Raw genomic sequence first — 16,417 nt, 5'->3', positions numbered from 1 at the left:
AACGCACGATTAGGAGCTAACTCCACGCATCCTTCACTAACAAGTACCCTTTGCCCCATATGGTTTTAATGCGCTGCGGCTTGTTGCCATTGTCATTAAAGTGTTTGCGCAGCGCCGAGACCACTACATCAATACTGCGGTCAAGGCCATCGTATTCTCGTCCCTTAACGGCACGAAACACGGAATCTCTGTCTACCACTTCACCGGCATGCTGGGCAAGGTAACAGAGCAAGGCAAACTCGGCATTCGACAGTGCCACCTCGTTATTGTTAAAACTGACACGTCGCGCTTCAGTATCGATACTGAGACCGCCCACTTGAATGCTCTCGCGTTCTTTTTTGGGCGGTTGCTCGTCGCTGCCTGGGCGTAACGCCGCTTTAATGCGAGCCAGTAGAACTCGAGGGCGTACCGGCTTGGCGATATAGTCGCTAGCACCCACTTCAAGGCCGATGACTTCATCTAATTCATCATCGCGCGCAGTCAACATAATAATCGGCTGCTGATAAAATTGCCGTAAGCGTGTACAGACACTTATGCCATCCATTCCTGGTAGCATGACATCGAGTAACACCAAATCAGGATGATAACTTTGTACATAGCTTTCTACTTCCTTGCCGTTACCACAGCAGCCGACCTGATAGCCATTTTGGCTTAGGAAGTCTTGCATCCACTCGCTCAGAGAAAGGTCGTCTTCAACAACAAGAATATGGGGTGATTGCTGCATCTAAAATAATCTCCAGCGACGTTTTTTCTGTCCATTGGTATAAACCCACTGCACTCGCACTTCGGTGTCAGCAATGGTCTCGCCTGATGCTCTTGGAAAGAGCTCGAAGCGCACGGCTTTAGGGCTGGCAAAATCGACGATCATATAGCCTTGACGTTGTCCTTGCCAGCAATGCAGAGGTTGCTGCTTAGTTTGTTCACGGATGCAGTAAGCTGCGTCATTGGCCACTTGCCATTGCAACTCGATATCAGAGTAACAGGTGCGGCCCTGACGCAGTGCTACACAGGTATTCGGCGTTGCCAATAAAGCGTGCGTTGGCGGCGTTGTTTGCTGTGCTAAGGGCGCACTCGGGAACACGGTTGTGCCGAAGAGGGCGAGGGCTAATCTAAAACACATAACGCACGCCTACCTTGGCTTTATGCTGATAAGATTGAGAAATGATAGGGCTGTCACTGATCTCACCCGAGAAATAGGTTGATAACCAGCCTGCAAGGAATACCCAATTCTGTGATAGTGGGTGCTCAGCATGGAGCTCTAGCATGACCGCATACGCGATATCTGGCTTATAATACGGTCGAGTTTCGGTGCTTTCATGCTCATCGATACCAAAGTAATAATCGCTAAACTCACGACCATACACATTAAATCCTAGACCACCTCGAAACTCCCAGTTGCGATATTGCTGAATGCTCGATAGAAACGTGGTAAATACCCAGTCGTTGTGGGTATCAGTGACATCATGAAGTAACTCAAAAGATAATTGGCTGCTCTCAAAGCGCCGCGATAGCCTAATACCCATATCAAAATCATAGTGACGTCGGTCGATACCCGCGAGGGCATCTATCACATCTCGGTCGTATAACTTTAAGCCTGTTTCATCAAAACCGGATTGCACATTGGTGCCAAGAATATCCAAGCCCCAGTCATATTTATCGATGAGTGAATAGCCAATGACCATGCCACCACTGAGTTGGCTATTGTCGACGTCGAGGTAAAACTTATCGTAGCTGAGCACTAAGTTAATATTGGGTTCAAGGCCATCATCATAAGAGTCCAAGCCGATAAGGTACGAGTCCTCGACGTAGTAGCCCAGACCTACGCTCCAGTCCCAGTTAAAACCCTGCTGTGGTTCAAGACGATTATCTGAGTAATAGCGGTTACTCGCAGAGACAGCAAAACTAACAAGTAAAATAATGAGGGAGATTAAGGCGCGCATAGTGGTAATGGTTTTTTATTTTCCAGTGTACCGATCTCCAGCGGCCAAGTCTGTAAGAAAATGTAGCATGGCAGCAAGCCGCCATGCGTGACCAAAGGGGACTAGTTTACGTTGATCTTCTCTAGCAAAATACCACTTAAATAGTAATGTAAATCAGGGACTAAAGCACTGACTTCAGCTTGCTCACAGGCTCCTGCTATTTTACTTAAGCCTGAACTTTTAGTGCGTACTATGTATTGAGGTGCTTGCGGTGCTGGCTGAGCCCCTCGTTTTTGCATCGCATCGGGTGCATTGTGAGTATTTACAAACTGTTGCACTTGCTCAAGGTTTTCTATGTGATCAGACATTACCAGCTTGTAGCGCAGAGGGTTACGTTGGAAACTGGCGGTGTCTATTGACGATTTAGCAAACCATACAACATCTTGAGAGCTTTGATGGGAAAGCTTCATGCTCACAGAGCCGAGAATATTGCTGCACTGTTTGGTGGTAAACTGCTGCGCCAAATCACTTTCGCCAAACACAGTGGCGTTAGCAAGTTGATATTCGATACTTTCGGTTTCACTGATATCTAGCTGGTTTATGCTTAATGCATAATCGGCTTGCTTGCGGTCACTGATCACCGTTAGTTGCTTATCATTTAAAATAGCCACTAGGCGATTGCGCAGGCGCTCGGTTAATGCCACCTGCTCACTTTCGATGACCACACTTTGGCCTCGTGTAATAGGGTGTGCGGGCAATTGCACTGATTTCACACGCGGCGCTTGGTGCGCGTATTGATACTCGAGTATGTAGGTGCGCTCACTTAGGCTTGGTTTAATTGGCATCCGTACTTTTTCAGGGACCGGTGCCAAGGTCGTTTCCATAGTGGTGCAACCACTGGTCAATAGCACTGACGCGCTAAAGGCAGTTACTAATAAATGCTTGTTCATAGTGCCATAACTCTCAATTACACTCATTCACTCATATCCCAGCAAGTTGAACCGCAGCATTGTACGTGAGTTTACTGTAAACTTCATGATATTATTCTGCGATTATGATTCAGCATTGCCATAACTATAATAATGAAAATGAAGTTCTTAGTTATTCTCTTTGTTGCTGCGTTTAGTGCATTTTCTTATGCTGAACAACAGCCACCGTTCACCGAGGCAACCGATGCTAAACAATGGCACCGGTTTGTTGATAATTATGTGGCGAGCTTAGAACGTCAACTGGAGCAAAAAAAAGTGCCCGGGGCCGCGCTTTCTATTGTTCACCCTGACTTTCCTTCCATCGCCTTAGGATTTGGTAAAACAAAAATAAGAAAAGGCCGACAAGTGGACGTAAATACCCGTTTTCGACTTGCCTCGGTCTCAAAAACATTTACCGGTTCGTTAGCTGCTAAGCTGGCGGCGCAAGGTGTGCTCAATCTAGATGCACCGGTGCAAAAATATTTACCCGCGTTCAATGATACCGTTTATAGGGACAACTTAAAAGTCGCTCATCTATTAAGTCACTCCAGCGGATTAGTGCCTAACGCCTATGATAACCTCATTGAGTCACGCATGGACTATCCAGATATCGTCTCAAAGCTATTGAAAGTTGAGCCATTATGCACACCAGGGCAGTGCTACGGGTATCAAAATGTGATGTTTGCTATGGTCGGTGATGTGATTCGTAATGCCAGCGGCTTAGAGTACGAAACATGGATGCAAGAGTTTATATTTAAACCGTTACGTATGCGTCATGCCAGTATTGGTTATGAGGGGATGGTGCGGGATGAAAACTTTGCTTACCCCCATGTGCGCGGGCGAAAACGCTGGCATACGGCGCGGTTAAAGAAAAATTACTACAAGGTTTCCCCAGCGGCAGGCGTCAATGCCAGCGCCGCAGACATGGTGCAGTGGCTCAAAGCACAGCTTGGCATGTACCCAAGTGTGCTGCCGCCTGAGGCGTTACAGGCACAAGTGCGTCCTTACACGGTGACCAAAAAGGAGCGCTATCGTCGCGTGTGGCGAAAGCATGTAAATGAGGCACATTATGGCCTGGGTTGGCGTATCTATGATTATGATGATGAGACCATCTTTTATCACAGCGGTTGGGTGCAGGGCTATCGCACCGATATTGTGGTTATCCCCCGTTTAAATGTGGGTTTTAGTCTGCTGCTGAATGCCGAAACAGGTTTAATTAACGAGTTGACCACGCAATTTCTTGATCAGTTGCTGGCGATGTCACAACCGGCATAAAAGTGGGCGTTGAAACAAAAAAAGGTCGGCATGAGCCGACCTTTTTTATAAGCGTTTGTGACTACCCGCGAGGTAGCTGAATTTTACGCTCTTCGCTTTGGCGATAAATAGTTAAAATATGACCAATGCTTTGCACTTTGTAAGCACCCGTTTCACGGATGATGGCATCAAAAATAAGTGCTTTAGTTTCTCTATCACTGGTTGGCACTCTAACCTTAATGAGCTCATGGATGTCCAAAGCACTGTCGATTTCGGCAATCACCCCTTCGGTCAGGCCGTTAGCACCCAACAAAACCACAGGCTTAAGTGGGTGTGCGAGGCTTTTTAGGTATTGCTTCTGTTTATTCGATAGTTTCATAGATTTTCAAATTTTGCTGATTCGAGCTTGAATTATCGGTATTCTAACGCCATCTAGCAGATATTACTATTTTAGTTGCGTGTTAATTTATGGCGAATAAGAAGCACTCGGCGAGCTCCCAGCGATGGTTGAAAGAGCATTTCGACGACCATTATGTGCATGAAGCGCAAAAGCAAGGGTGGCGGTCGCGCGCGGTTTTCAAACTTGATGAAATCCAAAACAAAGACAAATTACTTAAACCCGGCATGGCGGTCGTCGATTTAGGCGCAGCCCCAGGAAGTTGGTCACAGTACTTGGCGCAGAAGGTTGGCGACAATGGTCAGGTTATCGCCTGTGATATCCTGCCTATGGATTCTTTGGCTGGGGTCGACTTTTTACAAGGCGATTTTCGCGAAGAGGCTGTGCTAAATGCGTTGCTCGAGCGTATAGATGGGCAGAACGTCGATGTGGTGTTCTCGGATATGGCCCCGAATATGAGCGGTAATATGAGTACTGACCAAGCGGGAAGCATGTATTTGGTAGAGTTGGCATTGGATATGTGCCACCAAGTGCTAAAGAAAAACGGCGCCTTTGCGGTTAAAGTGTTCCAAGGCGAGGGCTTTGATCAGTTTGTCAAAGACGTTCGTGACAGCTTTCGCACTGTAAAAATACGTAAACCCGATGCGTCGCGCCCACGTTCCCGTGAGGTATATGTAGTAGCTACGGGCTACAAACTGTAGTACAGTTGTCGGGAAAAGTTGAATTTAATTAATTTGGATACAAGAGGTTAACACCTTGAGTGATATGGCAAAGAATTTAATACTATGGCTGGTTATTGCCGTTGTTTTGATGTCGGTTTTTCAAAGCTTTAACGGCTCCGACAATTTAGACAGGCAAACGAGTTACACACAATTCGTCAAGGATGTACGCAGCGGTTCGTTGCGCGAAGTCGTGATAGACCGTGGAACAGGCGCAATTGCTGGAGTTAAAACCAGTGGTGAGCGTTTTCAAACAACCATGCCTATGTATGACGAAGACCTTATCAATGACTTACTCAAAAATGATGTCAACGTAAAAGGTGTTCAACCTGAAGAGCAGTCCTTACTGGCAAGCATTTTCATTTCCTGGTTCCCAATGTTACTGCTTATTGGCGTATGGATATTCTTCATGCGACAAATGCAAGGTGGTGGCGGCAAAGGCGCGATGTCCTTTGGCAAAAGTAAGGCTCGTTTAATGAGCGAAGACCAGGTGAAGACCACCTTCGCTGACGTTGCTGGTTGCGATGAGGCCAAAGAGGACGTTACCGAGCTAGTGGATTTCTTGCGCGACCCATCCAAGTTCCAAAAATTGGGCGGCAGTATTCCTAAGGGCGTACTCATGGTAGGCCCTCCTGGTACAGGTAAAACCTTGCTCGCTAAAGCTGTTGCTGGTGAAGCGAAAGTGCCGTTTTTTACAATTTCAGGTTCTGACTTTGTTGAGATGTTCGTGGGCGTGGGTGCATCCCGGGTTCGCGACATGTTTGAGCAAGCGAAAAAAGCCGCTCCTTGCATCATCTTTATTGATGAGATTGACGCCGTAGGTCGCCAACGGGGTGCTGGTATGGGTGGTGGTCACGATGAACGTGAGCAAACCTTGAACCAAATGCTGGTAGAGATGGATGGTTTCGAAGGTAACGAAGGTATTATCGTTATTGCTGCAACCAACCGTCCGGATGTACTGGACCCTGCATTACTTCGCCCAGGTCGCTTTGACCGTCAGGTGGTCGTTGGTTTACCAGATATTCGCGGTCGTGAGCAGATCCTAAAAGTGCACATGCGAAAAGTGCCATTGGCCGATAATGTTGAAGCCTCGGTGATTGCTCGAGGAACGCCTGGTTTCTCTGGTGCTGACTTAGCCAACCTTGTGAACGAAGCCGCACTATTCGCTGCTCGTGGTAACAAGCGTGTTGTGAGCATGGCTGAATTTGATGCCGCCAAAGATAAAATCATGATGGGCGCAGAGCGCAAATCGATGGTGATGTCTGAGGAAGAAAAAGAGATGACCGCGTATCACGAAGCCGGTCACGCTATTGTTGGGCGTATCGTGCCAGAGCACGACCCAGTGTACAAAGTGTCAATCATTCCACGTGGTCGTGCCTTAGGTGTCACCATGTACTTGCCAGAGCAAGACCGAGTGAGCCACTCGAAAGAGCACTTGGAATCAATGATTTCTAGCTTGTACGGCGGCCGTATTGCTGAAGCCATTATTTATGGCGATGAGAAAGTGACAACGGGTGCGAGTAACGACATTGAGCGGGCCACTGAAATTGCCCGTAAGATGGTGACGCAGTGGGGCTTAAGCGCGAAAATGGGCCCGCTGCTGTACGCTGAAGAAGAAGGCGAAGTGTTTATGGGCCGAGGCTCATCACGCAGTGCCAGCATGTCTGATGACACAGCCAAACTGATTGATTCAGAAGTACGTGATATCTCAGATAGAAACTACGAACGTGCAGAGCAAATCTTGCGTGATAACATTGATATCTTGCATGCCATGAAAGACGCATTGATGAAGTATGAGACCATTGATGCGCTGCAAATCGATGATTTGATGGAGCGTCGCGAGGTGCGTCCACCACGTGATGCCCACGATCAGAAGCCTCCAGCAGATGCCAAAGCTAAATCGCAAGGTGAGCTGGCCGATGAAGCAACGGCGCAAGACGATAATAACGTCGATAAGCCGAACTCTGACGACAAAGAGTAAAAACCAATAGCCCCAACACAGTTTGGGGCTTTTCCTTTCCCCAAGTTAGCCATTGATTAACCGGTACTTGGAAGACCTTCATAGACAGAGTAAGTAATGACAAGGTTAACACTTCCTCGAGATCGTTATTTGGATCTCAGTACTCCCCAAGTCATGGGGATTTTAAATGTCACGCCGGACTCCTTCTCCGATGGCGGCCAACACAATACCCTAGACAACGCTGTCAACCGTGCCCTAACGATGTTAGAACAAGGTGCCACTATTATTGATGTGGGCGGCGAGTCAACACGCCCAGGCGCAGACGATGTCGCTGAACAAGAAGAGTTGCAGCGGGTGGTCCCCGTAATCAACGCCATTCGCGAGCGCAGTGATTGCGTCATCTCCATTGATACCAGTAAGGCCGGCGTGATGACAGCGGCGGTTCAGGCCGGTGCAGATATCATCAACGATGTGCGCGCGCTGCAAGAACCTGGAGCACTCAGCGCAGCAGCCAGCGCTCAGGTTCCTGTGTGCATTATGCACATGCGCGGGCAACCACGCTCTATGCAGAATGCTCCTGATTACATTGATGTCACCAAAGAGGTGGGTACGTTTTTACAAGAGCGAGCGCGACAATGTATCGAAGCTGGGATAAGTAAAACGAACATTATTATCGACCCCGGCTTTGGCTTTGGTAAATCACTGCAACATAACTATCAATTGTTGAGTGAGCTTGAGCAACTACAGCGACTAGGATACCCAGTACTCACTGGTCTATCGCGCAAATCAATGTTCGGAAAATTATTAAATCGAGATGCAGATCAGCGTCTCAGCGCAAGCTTAGCTGGCGCATTAATCTGTATGCAAAAGGGCGCGCGCATTGTGCGCGTGCATGATGTGCAAGAAACAACGGATATTGTAAAGGTTTTCCAAGCCACCCAGGCCCCTTTGCAAGTACAAGATTAGGAGAAAACATGAGTACAACACGTAAATACTTTGGCACCGATGGCGTGCGAGGTCAGGTTGGTGAATACCCGATAACGCCAGAATTTGCTCTTAAGCTAGGTTGGGCGGCTGGTAAGGTTCTCTCCAAAACAGGAACGAGGAAGGTTATTATCGGGAAAGACACCCGCATTTCCGGTTACTTACTTGAGACCTCTTTAGAGGCCGGGCTTATCGCAGCGGGCATTGATGTTGTCTTACTTGGTCCAATGCCAACGCCAGCGGTTGCTTATTTAACGCAAACCTTTAGAGCGGAAGCGGGCATTGTGATAAGTGCTTCACACAACCCTTATCACGATAACGGTATTAAGTTTTTTTCCAGCGATGGCCTTAAACTAGCCGACGATATTGAACTTGAAATAGAAGCCATGCTCGACAGTGATATGACCTGTGTGCCTTCTGAAAAGCTGGGTAAAGCGCGACGTCTGGTAAGTGCAGATGGCCGCTATATTGAATTCTGTAAAGGTCAGTTCCCGCAAGGGCATTCTTTGGAAGGGCTTAAAATTGTCCTCGATTGTGCCAATGGCGCAACCTATCACATTGCGCCTGCCGTTATGCAAGAGCTGGGTGCAGAGGTGATCCCTTATGCCTGTCAGCCTAATGGCTTGAACATAAATGCTGAGTGTGGCGCCACTGATGTATCCGCACTGAAACGCAAAGTGCTTGAAGAGCAGGCCGATGTAGGGATTGCTTATGACGGTGACGGCGATCGGGTGATGATGGTCGACCACAAAGGGCAAGTGTTTGATGGCGATGATATCGTTTACATCATTGCCAGCGCGCTGCACCATCAAGGAGAGCTGGGTGGTGGCGTGGTAGGCACGGTGATGTCCAACATGGGTCTTGAAAATGCCCTTAAAGAGAAAGGAATAGACTTTGCTCGCTCGAAAGTGGGTGACCGTTATGTGATGGAACTATTAAAGCAAAAAGGGTGGAAAATCGGCGGTGAAAGTTCAGGGCACGTGCTGAACTTGGATTTAATCAGCACTGGCGACGGTATTATTTCCAGCTTGCAAGTACTTGCCGCTATGGTCACGACGAACAAAACATTGCGCGATTTAGGGCAAGGATTTGTTAAATACCCGATGAATATGATTAACGTGCGCTATGCCCCTGGTAGTGATCCAACACAAGCACCCACTGTGCAACAGGTTGTCGCCGAGGTTGAACAGGAGCTCGCCGGTAAAGGGCGGGTGCTACTACGTAAATCGGGTACCGAGCCGGTGGTTCGTGTGATGGTTGAAGCCGAGCATGAAAAACAAGTACTGGATTTGAGTAGTAAAATAGCGCAAGTTGTTGAAAGTGTGAGCAGTTAAACAAGTTTGCATAAATAACTACTTGTAAGTTGAAATGACTCGGGGTACTATCTCGTCCGCTTTCAGACATGGAGTAAAACATGGCATCACGTAAGCCTTTAGTGGCTGGTAATTGGAAGTTAAATGGTTCTCAAACATTGCTCAATGAAATGGCTAATGTTTTAGAAGATATTAATGGCCAAGAAGTCGATGTGGCACTGTTTGTTCCCGCCTTGTTAGCAGCAGAAGCTGTAAAATTAGGTTTGCAAACGGGTGTGCAGACTGTGTCTGAATATGAAGCGGGCGCTTACACTGGGGAGACCCAAGCGGCGCTGGCTAAGCAGCTAGGTGTCACTTACACCTTAGTTGGGCACTCTGAGCGTCGCCATGTTTTTGGTGAGTCTGACGAAGACGTAGCAAATAAGTTTGCTATGGCGCAACAGCAGGGCCTTATCCCTGTACTGTGTGTCGGAGAAACCGAGCAGCAACGTGAACAGGGTGAAACAGAATCAGTGATTAGTGCTCAAATTGAGGCGGTAATCCAAAAATTAGGTGTGGCTGCATTATCACAATCTGTGATAGCATACGAGCCGGTTTGGGCTATAGGCACAGGTAAAACTGCATCGCCGCAGCAAGCTCAAGACATACACCAGTTTATTCGTGATAAGATTGCCCAGCAAGATCAGGGTCTATCACAAGGCTTACGCATATTGTATGGCGGCAGCGTAAACGAAAAGAATAGTGAAGAATTATTTGCACAACAAGATATAGACGGCGGCCTTATCGGCGGTGCAAGTCTAAAAACAGGCGCTTTTGTCAGCATCTGTGAAAGTGCAAAAGGATAATATTAAATGTACGAAATTCTATTAGTAATTTATTTGATTGTTGCAATTGCACTGGTTGGTTTCGTGCTAATTCAACAAGGTAAAGGCGCTGATATGGGGTCTTCATTTGGTGCAGGTGCATCGGCAACCGTTTTTGGTTCGTCAGGTGCTGGTAACTTTATGACTAAGACAACCACAGTATTAGCAACTATCTTCTTTGTGCTAAGCATCGTGCTAGGTAACTTAACTGCAGGTCAAATTAAAAAGACCGACGAGTGGGAAAACCTAGAATCAGCACCTGCTGCACAGACGGTGACTGAAGATGCATCTGATGTACCAGTAGAAGAGCCTAAGAGCACGAATCCAGACGTGCCAAACTAAAAAATTAAGCCGTGGTGGTGGAATTGGTAGACACGCCATCTTGAGGGGGTGGTGAGCTATGCTCGTGCGGGTTCAAGTCCCGCCCACGGCACCAAATTAAAAAAGCCAAGCATCTGCTTGGCTTTTTTATTGTAAAGGCCTTGTTAATACTGGCCTTTAGTCATGCTAGGTGGTTGCTAAATATAAACCTTACCTCTATAATAGTCGCCACGAATGAGGTGATGCAGCCGTATCTCTCATGCAGCAGATTTTCAAACAAGGTTCTCTTTACGTTGGCTTTGTTTTATTTGATGTTCGCGCATTCTTAGTAATGCGCGTTTTGCGTTTAGCCAAGGCAACTTTGCTAAACGTTGCAGCGGTTTTTATCGTGCAGATATAGCCCGCAGCCAAGCTTGGCCCTAGGCCGCTCAGAAGATCAGGAGATCTTCGTACTACGAATATCTCCGGTGTGACGCCCCGCTTGGTTCGGGGCGTTGTTGTATCTGTACTTGAAAAATGGGGCTTAAGCCCTTTTTTTGTTTCTATGGAGGAGTTTCGTGACAAAGCTCGAGCAAACATTAACTGACATGTTAACACCGGCAGTTGAAGCCTTAGACTTCGAGCTACTGGGGCTTGAATTTATTCAAGCGGGTCGCCATTCCACATTACGTGTGTATATCGACCATCCAGATGGCATTACTGTGGATAATTGTGCAGATGTAAGTCGACAGGTGAGCGCGATTCTCGATGTAGAAGACCCCATTACCAACGAATACGACTTGGAAGTGTCGTCGCCAGGCGTTGATCGTCCACTGTTCAAACCAGAACATTACCAACAAGCAGTGGGTGAAGAAGTACGCTTGCGTACCAAGCTTCCACAAGATGGTCGCCGTAATTTTAAGGGCGACTTAGTAGCAGTTAATGGTGATATGGTCACTATCAACGTTGATAATCAAGAGTTTATGTTGATGATCAGCAACGTTGAGCGTGCCAATATCATCGCCAAATTTTAATTTCAGTGCGAAAGGAATAGGGCAAGCGAGGCAATACCTATGGCAAAAGAAATCCTATTGGTGGCGGAAGCCGTTTCCAATGAAAAAGCGGTCCCCAAAGAGAAAATTTTTGAAGCATTAGAGTTCGCACTAGCGACCGCAACAAAGAAAAAACATGACGGTGATATCGATGTGCGTGTATCTATCGACCGCAAAACCGGTGAATACGATACGTTCCGTCGTTGGCAGGTGGCAGAGGCGCTAGAAGATGGCAGCCTAGAACACCCATACCGCGAGATCACCCTCGAAGCGGCGCAGGTAGAAGAACCTGAAATCCAGCTTGGTGATTTTGTTGAAGAACAGATTGAATCTATTAAGTTTGACCGTATTACCACGCAAATGGCGAAGCAAGTTATCGTCCAAAAAGTGCGTGAAGCAGAACGCGCTTTAGTGGTTGAAGCGTATAAAGATCAAGAAGGTGAGTTAGTTACTGGCGTGGTGAAAAAAGCCAGCCGCGACGCCATCGTGCTTGATTTAGGCAACAATGCCGAAGCCGTCATTTATCGTGAAGATATGTTACCGCGCGAAAACTTCCGCCCAGGTGACCGTGTTCGTGGTTTACTCTATGCAGTGCGCCCCGAAGCGCGCGGCGCGCAATTGTTCGTCACTCGCTCTAAACCTGAAATGCTGATGGAACTATTCCGCATTGAGGTGCCAGAGATTGGCGAAGAAATGATTGAGCTACGCTCTGCAGCGCGTGACCCAGGTTCACGTGCCAAAATCGCAGTAAAATCGAATGACAAGCGCATTGACCCTGTGGGTGCCTGTGTGGGGATGCGAGGAGCGCGTGTGCAAGCTGTCTCTACAGAGCTTGGCGGCGAGCGCGTTGACATCGTGTTATACGATGATAACCCAGCGCAATTCGTTATTAATGCGATGGCACCTGCTGAGGTCGCATCCATTGTTATGGGCGAAGATTCGCGCTCAATGGATATTGCTGTCGAGGCTGATAACCTGGCACAGGCCATTGGTCGTAACGGACAAAACGTACGTTTAGCGAGCCAACTTACAGGTTGGGAACTGAACGTGATGACGGTTGAAGATATGGAATCTAAAAACCGTGAAGAATCAGACAAACTTATCAACCTATTCACTGAAGGGTTAGATATTGATGACGACTTCGCTGAATTATTAATCGGCGAGGGCTTCTCAACGCTTGAAGAAGTGGCCTATGTGCCTACTAGCGAGCTCCTAGAAATTGATGGTCTTGATGAAGAGACTGTTGAAGAGCTACGTAACCGCGCTAAAGATGCATTAACAACGAAAGCGTTGAAAGACGAAGAATCGCTAGAAGGTGCTGAGCCAGCTGAAGACTTATTGAATCTTGAAGGACTTGATCGCCACCTTGCCTTTGTCATGGCAAGTAAAGGGGTGATTACTTTAGAAGATCTAGCTGAGCAAGGCATTGATGAACTAGTTGAAATTACCGAGCTTTCCGAGCAGGAAGCGGGCGACCTGATTATGGCCGCGCGTAACGTTTGCTGGTTCGGTGACGAGTAATTTATTAACGGAGGTAACAAAGAATATGGCAGAAGTAAGTGTAGCAAAACTGGCCGAGGACATTGGTACAACTGTTGATAAATTGCTCCAGCAATTAGACAGTGCCGGTATAAAAAAAGGCGCTGACGACCATGTCTCTGAGTCAGAAAAAGCACAACTACTCGACCACTTGTCGAAGCAACACGGCGGTGCGGGTTCAACTGGCCCCGAGCGCATGACCCTGCAGCGTAAGAAGAAAAGTACGCTCAGCGTGACAGGTTCAACGGGTAAGGCGAAAGCCGTACAAGTAGAAGTGCGTAAAAAGCGCACCTACGTGAAAAAGAGCGCGCTAGAGGAGCAGCAGGAGCAAGCTCGTTTAGAAGCAGAGGAGCAAGCGCGTAAAGAGGCCGAGGCACAGGCCAAAGAAGAAGCAGAGCGTAAGGCCAAAGAAGAAGCCGAACGCAAAGCAAAAGAAGAGGCTGAACGCAAAGCGAAACAAGAAGCAGAGCGTAAGGCTAAAGAAGAAGCGAAGCGTAAAGCTGAAGCACAGCGCAAAGACAGTCATGATTCTGCAAAGGACGAGGAGCAAACTCAGAAAGAACGTGAAGAAGCTGAGCGCTTACAGAAAGAAGCAGAAGAGGCAGCATTGAAGAAAGCCGAAGAAGAAGCGAAACGTCAAGCCGAAGAAGCCCGCCGTCTAGCGGAAGAAAACGAAGCGCGTTGGAAGAAAGAAGAAGAGGAACGTAAGCGCCGCGAGGAAACAGCGGACCATCACCTCACAACCTCGACCTATGCCCGTGAAGCAGAGGACGAATCAGACGCGCGCGAAGAGAAAAGTGCACGTCGTAAAAAGAAAAAGCCAAAGGGTAAAACCGAGGCTCCAGCTAAGCTTAAAGGCAAGAAAGGTAAGCTGAAAGCGCCTACGTCTTTACAGCATGGCTTTAAAAAGCCGGTAGCGGATAAAAAAGCTGAAGTACGCATTGGTGAAACCATCACCGTTGCTGAGTTAGCATCACGTATGGCGGTGAAAGGCGCTGAAGTGGTGAAAACCATGATGAAGATGGGTGACATGGTAACCATTAACCAAGTTATCGATCAGGAAACAGCACAACTGGTGGCCGAAGAAATGGGTCACAAAGTAGTGATCACCAAAGAAAACGAGCTTGAAGAGCGCGTATTAAGCGATCGCTCTGAAGGCGGTCAGGCTGAATCGCGTGCACCGGTTGTAACTGTAATGGGTCACGTTGACCACGGTAAAACCTCGACGCTTGACTACATCCGTAAAGCCAAAGTGGCATCGGGTGAGGCTGGCGGTATTACCCAGCACATTGGTGCTTACCACGTTGACACCGACAACGGCATGATCACCTTCTTAGATACACCAGGGCACGCGGCCTTTACTTCAATGCGTGCACGGGGTGCAAAAGCAACGGATATCGTTATCCTTGTTGTTGCTGCCGACGATGGTGTAATGCCGCAAACCAAAGAAGCAGTACAGCACGCTAAAGCAGCAGAAGTACCGTTGATTGTTGCGGTGAACAAAATCGATAAAGAAGGCGCGGACCCAGATCGCGTTAAGAATGAACTTGCAGCGTTAGATGTTATCCCAGAAGAATGGGGCGGAGAAACGCAGTTCGTTCATATCTCAGCGAAAACGGGTGAAGGTGTTGATGAGCTTCTTGAAGCTGTCTTGATGCAGTCAGAAATCCTTGAACTAACCGCTATTCCTGAAGGCATGGCCTCGGGTGTGGTGATTGAATCACGTCTAGATAAAGGCCGTGGTCCAGTAGCCACTGTGCTTGTTCAAGAAGGTATGCTTAAGCAAGGCGATATCGTTCTTTGTGGTCTTGAATATGGCCGTGTTCGTGCAATGCGCGATGAGAATGGTAAAGAAATCAAAGAAGCGGGCCCGTCAATTCCAGTCGAGATTTTAGGTCTCTCTGGTGTGCCTGCAGCTGGTGACGAAGCCACTGTGGTACGCGATGAGCGTAAAGCGCGTGAAGTAGCGCTTTATCGTCAAGGCAAATTCCGCGAAGTGAAGCTTGCTCGTCAGCAAAAAGCGAAACTGGAAAACATGTTTAGCAATATGTCTGAAGGTGACGTGAGCGAAGTGAACATTGTCCTTAAGGCCGACGTTCAAGGCTCTATCGAAGCGATTGCTGATTCACTGACTAAGCTTTCTACTGAAGAAGTTAAAGTGAAAATCGTGGGTAGCGGTGTTGGTGGTATCACCGAGACTGATGCATCACTTGCCGCCGCATCAAATGCGATTGTCGTTGGCTTTAACGTTCGTGCTGACGCTTCTGCACGTAAAGTGATTGAAAGCGAAAGCATTGACCTGCGTTACTACAGCGTTATCTATGACCTGATTGAAGAAGTGAAGCAAGCCATGACCGGTATGCTACAGCCTGAATTCAAGCAGGAAATCATTGGTCTTGCCGAAGTACGTGATGTATTTAAGGCACCGAAGATTGGCTCTGTCGCTGGTTGTATGGTAACCGAAGGTGTGGTTAAACGTTCTAACCCAATTCGCGTTCTTCGTGATAACGTCGTTATCTATGAAGGTGAGCTTGAGTCGCTACGTCGATTCAGAGATGACGTTCAAGAAGTTCGTAACGGTATGGAATGTGGTATCGGCGTTAAGAACTATAATGACGTTAAGGTCGGTGACCAAATTGAGGTATTCGAAGTCGTTGAAGTACAACGCTCGCTGTAAACCTCACAGTTAGTCATAAAAAGTATGGGGGCCTTGTGCCCCCATTTGTGCATTGTGTAATCAATAGAAGTGGTGGAAATGAGAGAATTTTCTCGCACAGAGCGCGTAGCGCAGCAAATCCAAAAAGAAATCGCGGTGATCATCCAGCGCGAAGTGAAAGACCCGCGTTTAGGCATGGTGACCGTGTCTGCGGTGGAAGTATCCCGTGATTTGTCCTACGCCAAAATTTTTGTCACCGTCTTTAACCAAGATGACGACACTAAAGCGAAACAAAGCATGCGTATTTTGAACGATGCCAGCGGCTACATTCGCTCCTTATTAGGCAAGCGTATTCGTGCTCGCATTATCCCTGAGTTGCGTTTCGTGATTGATAACTCGCTGCTCGAGGGGATGCGTATTTCTAACTTGGTCGACACCGTAATGCGTGAAGATCAGGATAAGCGCAACAACAGCGACGAAGAAGAGTAAGCGC

16 protein-coding genes and 1 tRNA gene are annotated in these 16,417 nt (G+C 47.7%); 12 read left to right on the top strand and 5 right to left on the bottom strand.

Annotated elements, in window-relative coordinates:
* Positions 1-16: 16 nt before the first annotated feature.
* The 4 genes from PRUTH_RS07830 to PRUTH_RS07815 form a co-directional block, all read right to left on the bottom strand.
* A complete protein-coding gene (locus tag PRUTH_RS07830) occupies positions 17-724 on the bottom strand; it encodes a response regulator (RefSeq protein ID WP_151172988.1) in 708 nt (235 codons plus the stop codon).
* Positions 725-1,120 carry a DUF3019 domain-containing protein gene (locus PRUTH_RS07825; protein ID WP_151172987.1) on the bottom strand — a complete coding sequence of 132 codons (396 nt, stop codon included), beginning with the start codon at positions 1,118-1,120 and terminating at the stop codon, positions 725-727.
* On the bottom strand, positions 1,110-1,940 hold the full coding sequence (locus PRUTH_RS07820) for a MipA/OmpV family protein (protein ID WP_045978163.1): 831 nt from the start codon (positions 1,938-1,940) through the stop codon (positions 1,110-1,112). Before PRUTH_RS07820 ends, PRUTH_RS07825 begins: the two co-directional genes overlap by 11 nt.
* A gap of 101 nt (positions 1,941-2,041) precedes the next feature.
* Complete coding sequence (locus PRUTH_RS07815; protein ID WP_151172986.1) at positions 2,042-2,896, bottom strand: hypothetical protein; 855 nt, start codon at positions 2,894-2,896, stop codon at positions 2,042-2,044.
* Between the two features lie 111 nt (positions 2,897-3,007).
* Between PRUTH_RS07815 and PRUTH_RS07810 the strand changes: the two genes are divergently transcribed.
* The gene (locus PRUTH_RS07810; RefSeq protein ID WP_026111214.1) at positions 3,008-4,162 is read left to right on the top strand and encodes a serine hydrolase domain-containing protein; all 1,155 of its coding nucleotides are present in this window, start codon (positions 3,008-3,010) and stop codon (positions 4,160-4,162) included.
* 61 nt (positions 4,163-4,223) lie between these two features.
* Here the strand turns inward: PRUTH_RS07810 and yhbY are convergent, their stop codons facing one another.
* Positions 4,224-4,520 carry a ribosome assembly RNA-binding protein YhbY gene (gene yhbY, locus PRUTH_RS07805; RefSeq protein ID WP_022945707.1) on the bottom strand — a complete coding sequence of 99 codons (297 nt, stop codon included), beginning with the start codon at positions 4,518-4,520 and terminating at the stop codon, positions 4,224-4,226.
* 89 nt (positions 4,521-4,609) lie between these two features.
* Here yhbY and rlmE point away from each other — a divergent pair, with 89 nt between their 5' ends.
* The 11 genes from rlmE (at position 4,610) to rbfA (ending at position 16,413) form a co-directional block, all read left to right on the top strand.
* A complete protein-coding gene (rlmE, locus tag PRUTH_RS07800) occupies positions 4,610-5,239 on the top strand; it encodes a 23S rRNA (uridine(2552)-2'-O)-methyltransferase RlmE (RefSeq protein ID WP_022945706.1) in 630 nt (209 codons plus the stop codon).
* 64 nt (positions 5,240-5,303) lie between these two features.
* A complete protein-coding gene (gene ftsH / locus PRUTH_RS07795) occupies positions 5,304-7,238 on the top strand; it encodes an ATP-dependent zinc metalloprotease FtsH (protein WP_151172985.1) in 1,935 nt (644 codons plus the stop codon).
* Between the two features lie 96 nt (positions 7,239-7,334).
* Positions 7,335-8,183 (top strand): dihydropteroate synthase, encoded by an 849-nt coding sequence (gene folP / locus PRUTH_RS07790; RefSeq protein WP_151172984.1) that lies wholly within the window; start codon positions 7,335-7,337, stop codon positions 8,181-8,183.
* A gap of 8 nt (positions 8,184-8,191) precedes the next feature.
* Positions 8,192-9,535: a phosphoglucosamine mutase gene (glmM, locus tag PRUTH_RS07785; RefSeq protein WP_022945703.1), complete on the top strand. Its 1,344-nt coding sequence runs from the start codon at positions 8,192-8,194 to the stop codon at positions 9,533-9,535.
* An 80-nt stretch (positions 9,536-9,615) separates the two neighbouring features.
* Entirely contained in the window at positions 9,616-10,359 is a 744-nt protein-coding gene (gene tpiA / locus PRUTH_RS07780; protein ID WP_022945702.1) for a triose-phosphate isomerase, read from the top strand.
* Between the two features lie 6 nt (positions 10,360-10,365).
* Complete coding sequence (gene secG, locus PRUTH_RS07775) at positions 10,366-10,719, top strand: preprotein translocase subunit SecG (RefSeq protein WP_022945701.1); 354 nt, start codon at positions 10,366-10,368, stop codon at positions 10,717-10,719.
* Positions 10,720-10,727: 8 nt separating this feature from the next.
* Positions 10,728-10,813: transfer RNA gene (locus PRUTH_RS07770), tRNA-Leu, on the top strand.
* A 442-nt stretch (positions 10,814-11,255) separates the two neighbouring features.
* Positions 11,256-11,711, top strand: a complete 456-nt coding sequence (gene rimP, locus PRUTH_RS07765) for a ribosome maturation factor RimP (RefSeq protein WP_022945699.1) — start codon at positions 11,256-11,258, stop codon at positions 11,709-11,711.
* 39 nt (positions 11,712-11,750) lie between these two features.
* Positions 11,751-13,250 carry a transcription termination factor NusA gene (gene nusA, locus PRUTH_RS07760; RefSeq protein WP_151172983.1) on the top strand — a complete coding sequence of 500 codons (1,500 nt, stop codon included), beginning with the start codon at positions 11,751-11,753 and terminating at the stop codon, positions 13,248-13,250.
* Positions 13,251-13,275: 25 nt separating this feature from the next.
* Positions 13,276-15,945, top strand: a complete 2,670-nt coding sequence (infB, locus tag PRUTH_RS07755; protein WP_022945697.1) for a translation initiation factor IF-2 — start codon at positions 13,276-13,278, stop codon at positions 15,943-15,945.
* 78 nt (positions 15,946-16,023) lie between these two features.
* Positions 16,024-16,413 (top strand): 30S ribosome-binding factor RbfA, encoded by a 390-nt coding sequence (rbfA, locus tag PRUTH_RS07750; RefSeq protein WP_022945696.1) that lies wholly within the window; start codon positions 16,024-16,026, stop codon positions 16,411-16,413.
* Positions 16,414-16,417 lie beyond the last annotated feature (4 nt).

This window comes from Pseudoalteromonas ruthenica (assembly GCF_008808095.1).
GTDB lineage: Bacteria > Pseudomonadota > Gammaproteobacteria > Enterobacterales > Alteromonadaceae > Pseudoalteromonas > Pseudoalteromonas ruthenica.
The sequence above is the reverse complement of the archived record's forward strand: the minus strand, read 5'-3'. Positions and strand labels throughout refer to the sequence as shown.

Bases quoted from the DNA above. Each gene is read 5' to 3' on its own strand.
- PRUTH_RS07815 (WP_151172986.1), bottom strand. From the start codon at position 2,896: ATGAGTGTAATTGAGAGTTATGGCACTATGAACAAGCATTTATTAGTA.
- yhbY (WP_022945707.1), bottom strand. From the start codon at position 4,520: ATGAAACTATCGAATAAACAGAAGCAATACCTAAAAAGCCTCGCACAC.
- rlmE (WP_022945706.1), top strand. From the start codon at position 4,610: ATGGCGAATAAGAAGCACTCGGCGAGCTCCCAGCGATGGTTGAAAGAG.
- folP (WP_151172984.1), top strand. From the start codon at position 7,335: ATGACAAGGTTAACACTTCCTCGAGATCGTTATTTGGATCTCAGTACT.
- ftsH (WP_151172985.1), top strand. From the start codon at position 5,304: ATGGCAAAGAATTTAATACTATGGCTGGTTATTGCCGTTGTTTTGATG.
- PRUTH_RS07830 (WP_151172988.1), bottom strand. From the start codon at position 724: ATGCAGCAATCACCCCATATTCTTGTTGTTGAAGACGACCTTTCTCTG.
- secG (WP_022945701.1), top strand. From the start codon at position 10,366: ATGTACGAAATTCTATTAGTAATTTATTTGATTGTTGCAATTGCACTG.
- PRUTH_RS07825 (WP_151172987.1), bottom strand. From the start codon at position 1,120: ATGTGTTTTAGATTAGCCCTCGCCCTCTTCGGCACAACCGTGTTCCCG.
- infB (WP_022945697.1), top strand. From the start codon at position 13,276: ATGGCAGAAGTAAGTGTAGCAAAACTGGCCGAGGACATTGGTACAACT.
- tpiA (WP_022945702.1), top strand. From the start codon at position 9,616: ATGGCATCACGTAAGCCTTTAGTGGCTGGTAATTGGAAGTTAAATGGT.
- glmM (WP_022945703.1), top strand. From the start codon at position 8,192: ATGAGTACAACACGTAAATACTTTGGCACCGATGGCGTGCGAGGTCAG.
- PRUTH_RS07810 (WP_026111214.1), top strand. From the start codon at position 3,008: ATGAAGTTCTTAGTTATTCTCTTTGTTGCTGCGTTTAGTGCATTTTCT.
- PRUTH_RS07820 (WP_045978163.1), bottom strand. From the start codon at position 1,940: ATGCGCGCCTTAATCTCCCTCATTATTTTACTTGTTAGTTTTGCTGTC.
- rbfA (WP_022945696.1), top strand. From the start codon at position 16,024: ATGAGAGAATTTTCTCGCACAGAGCGCGTAGCGCAGCAAATCCAAAAA.
- nusA (WP_151172983.1), top strand. From the start codon at position 11,751: ATGGCAAAAGAAATCCTATTGGTGGCGGAAGCCGTTTCCAATGAAAAA.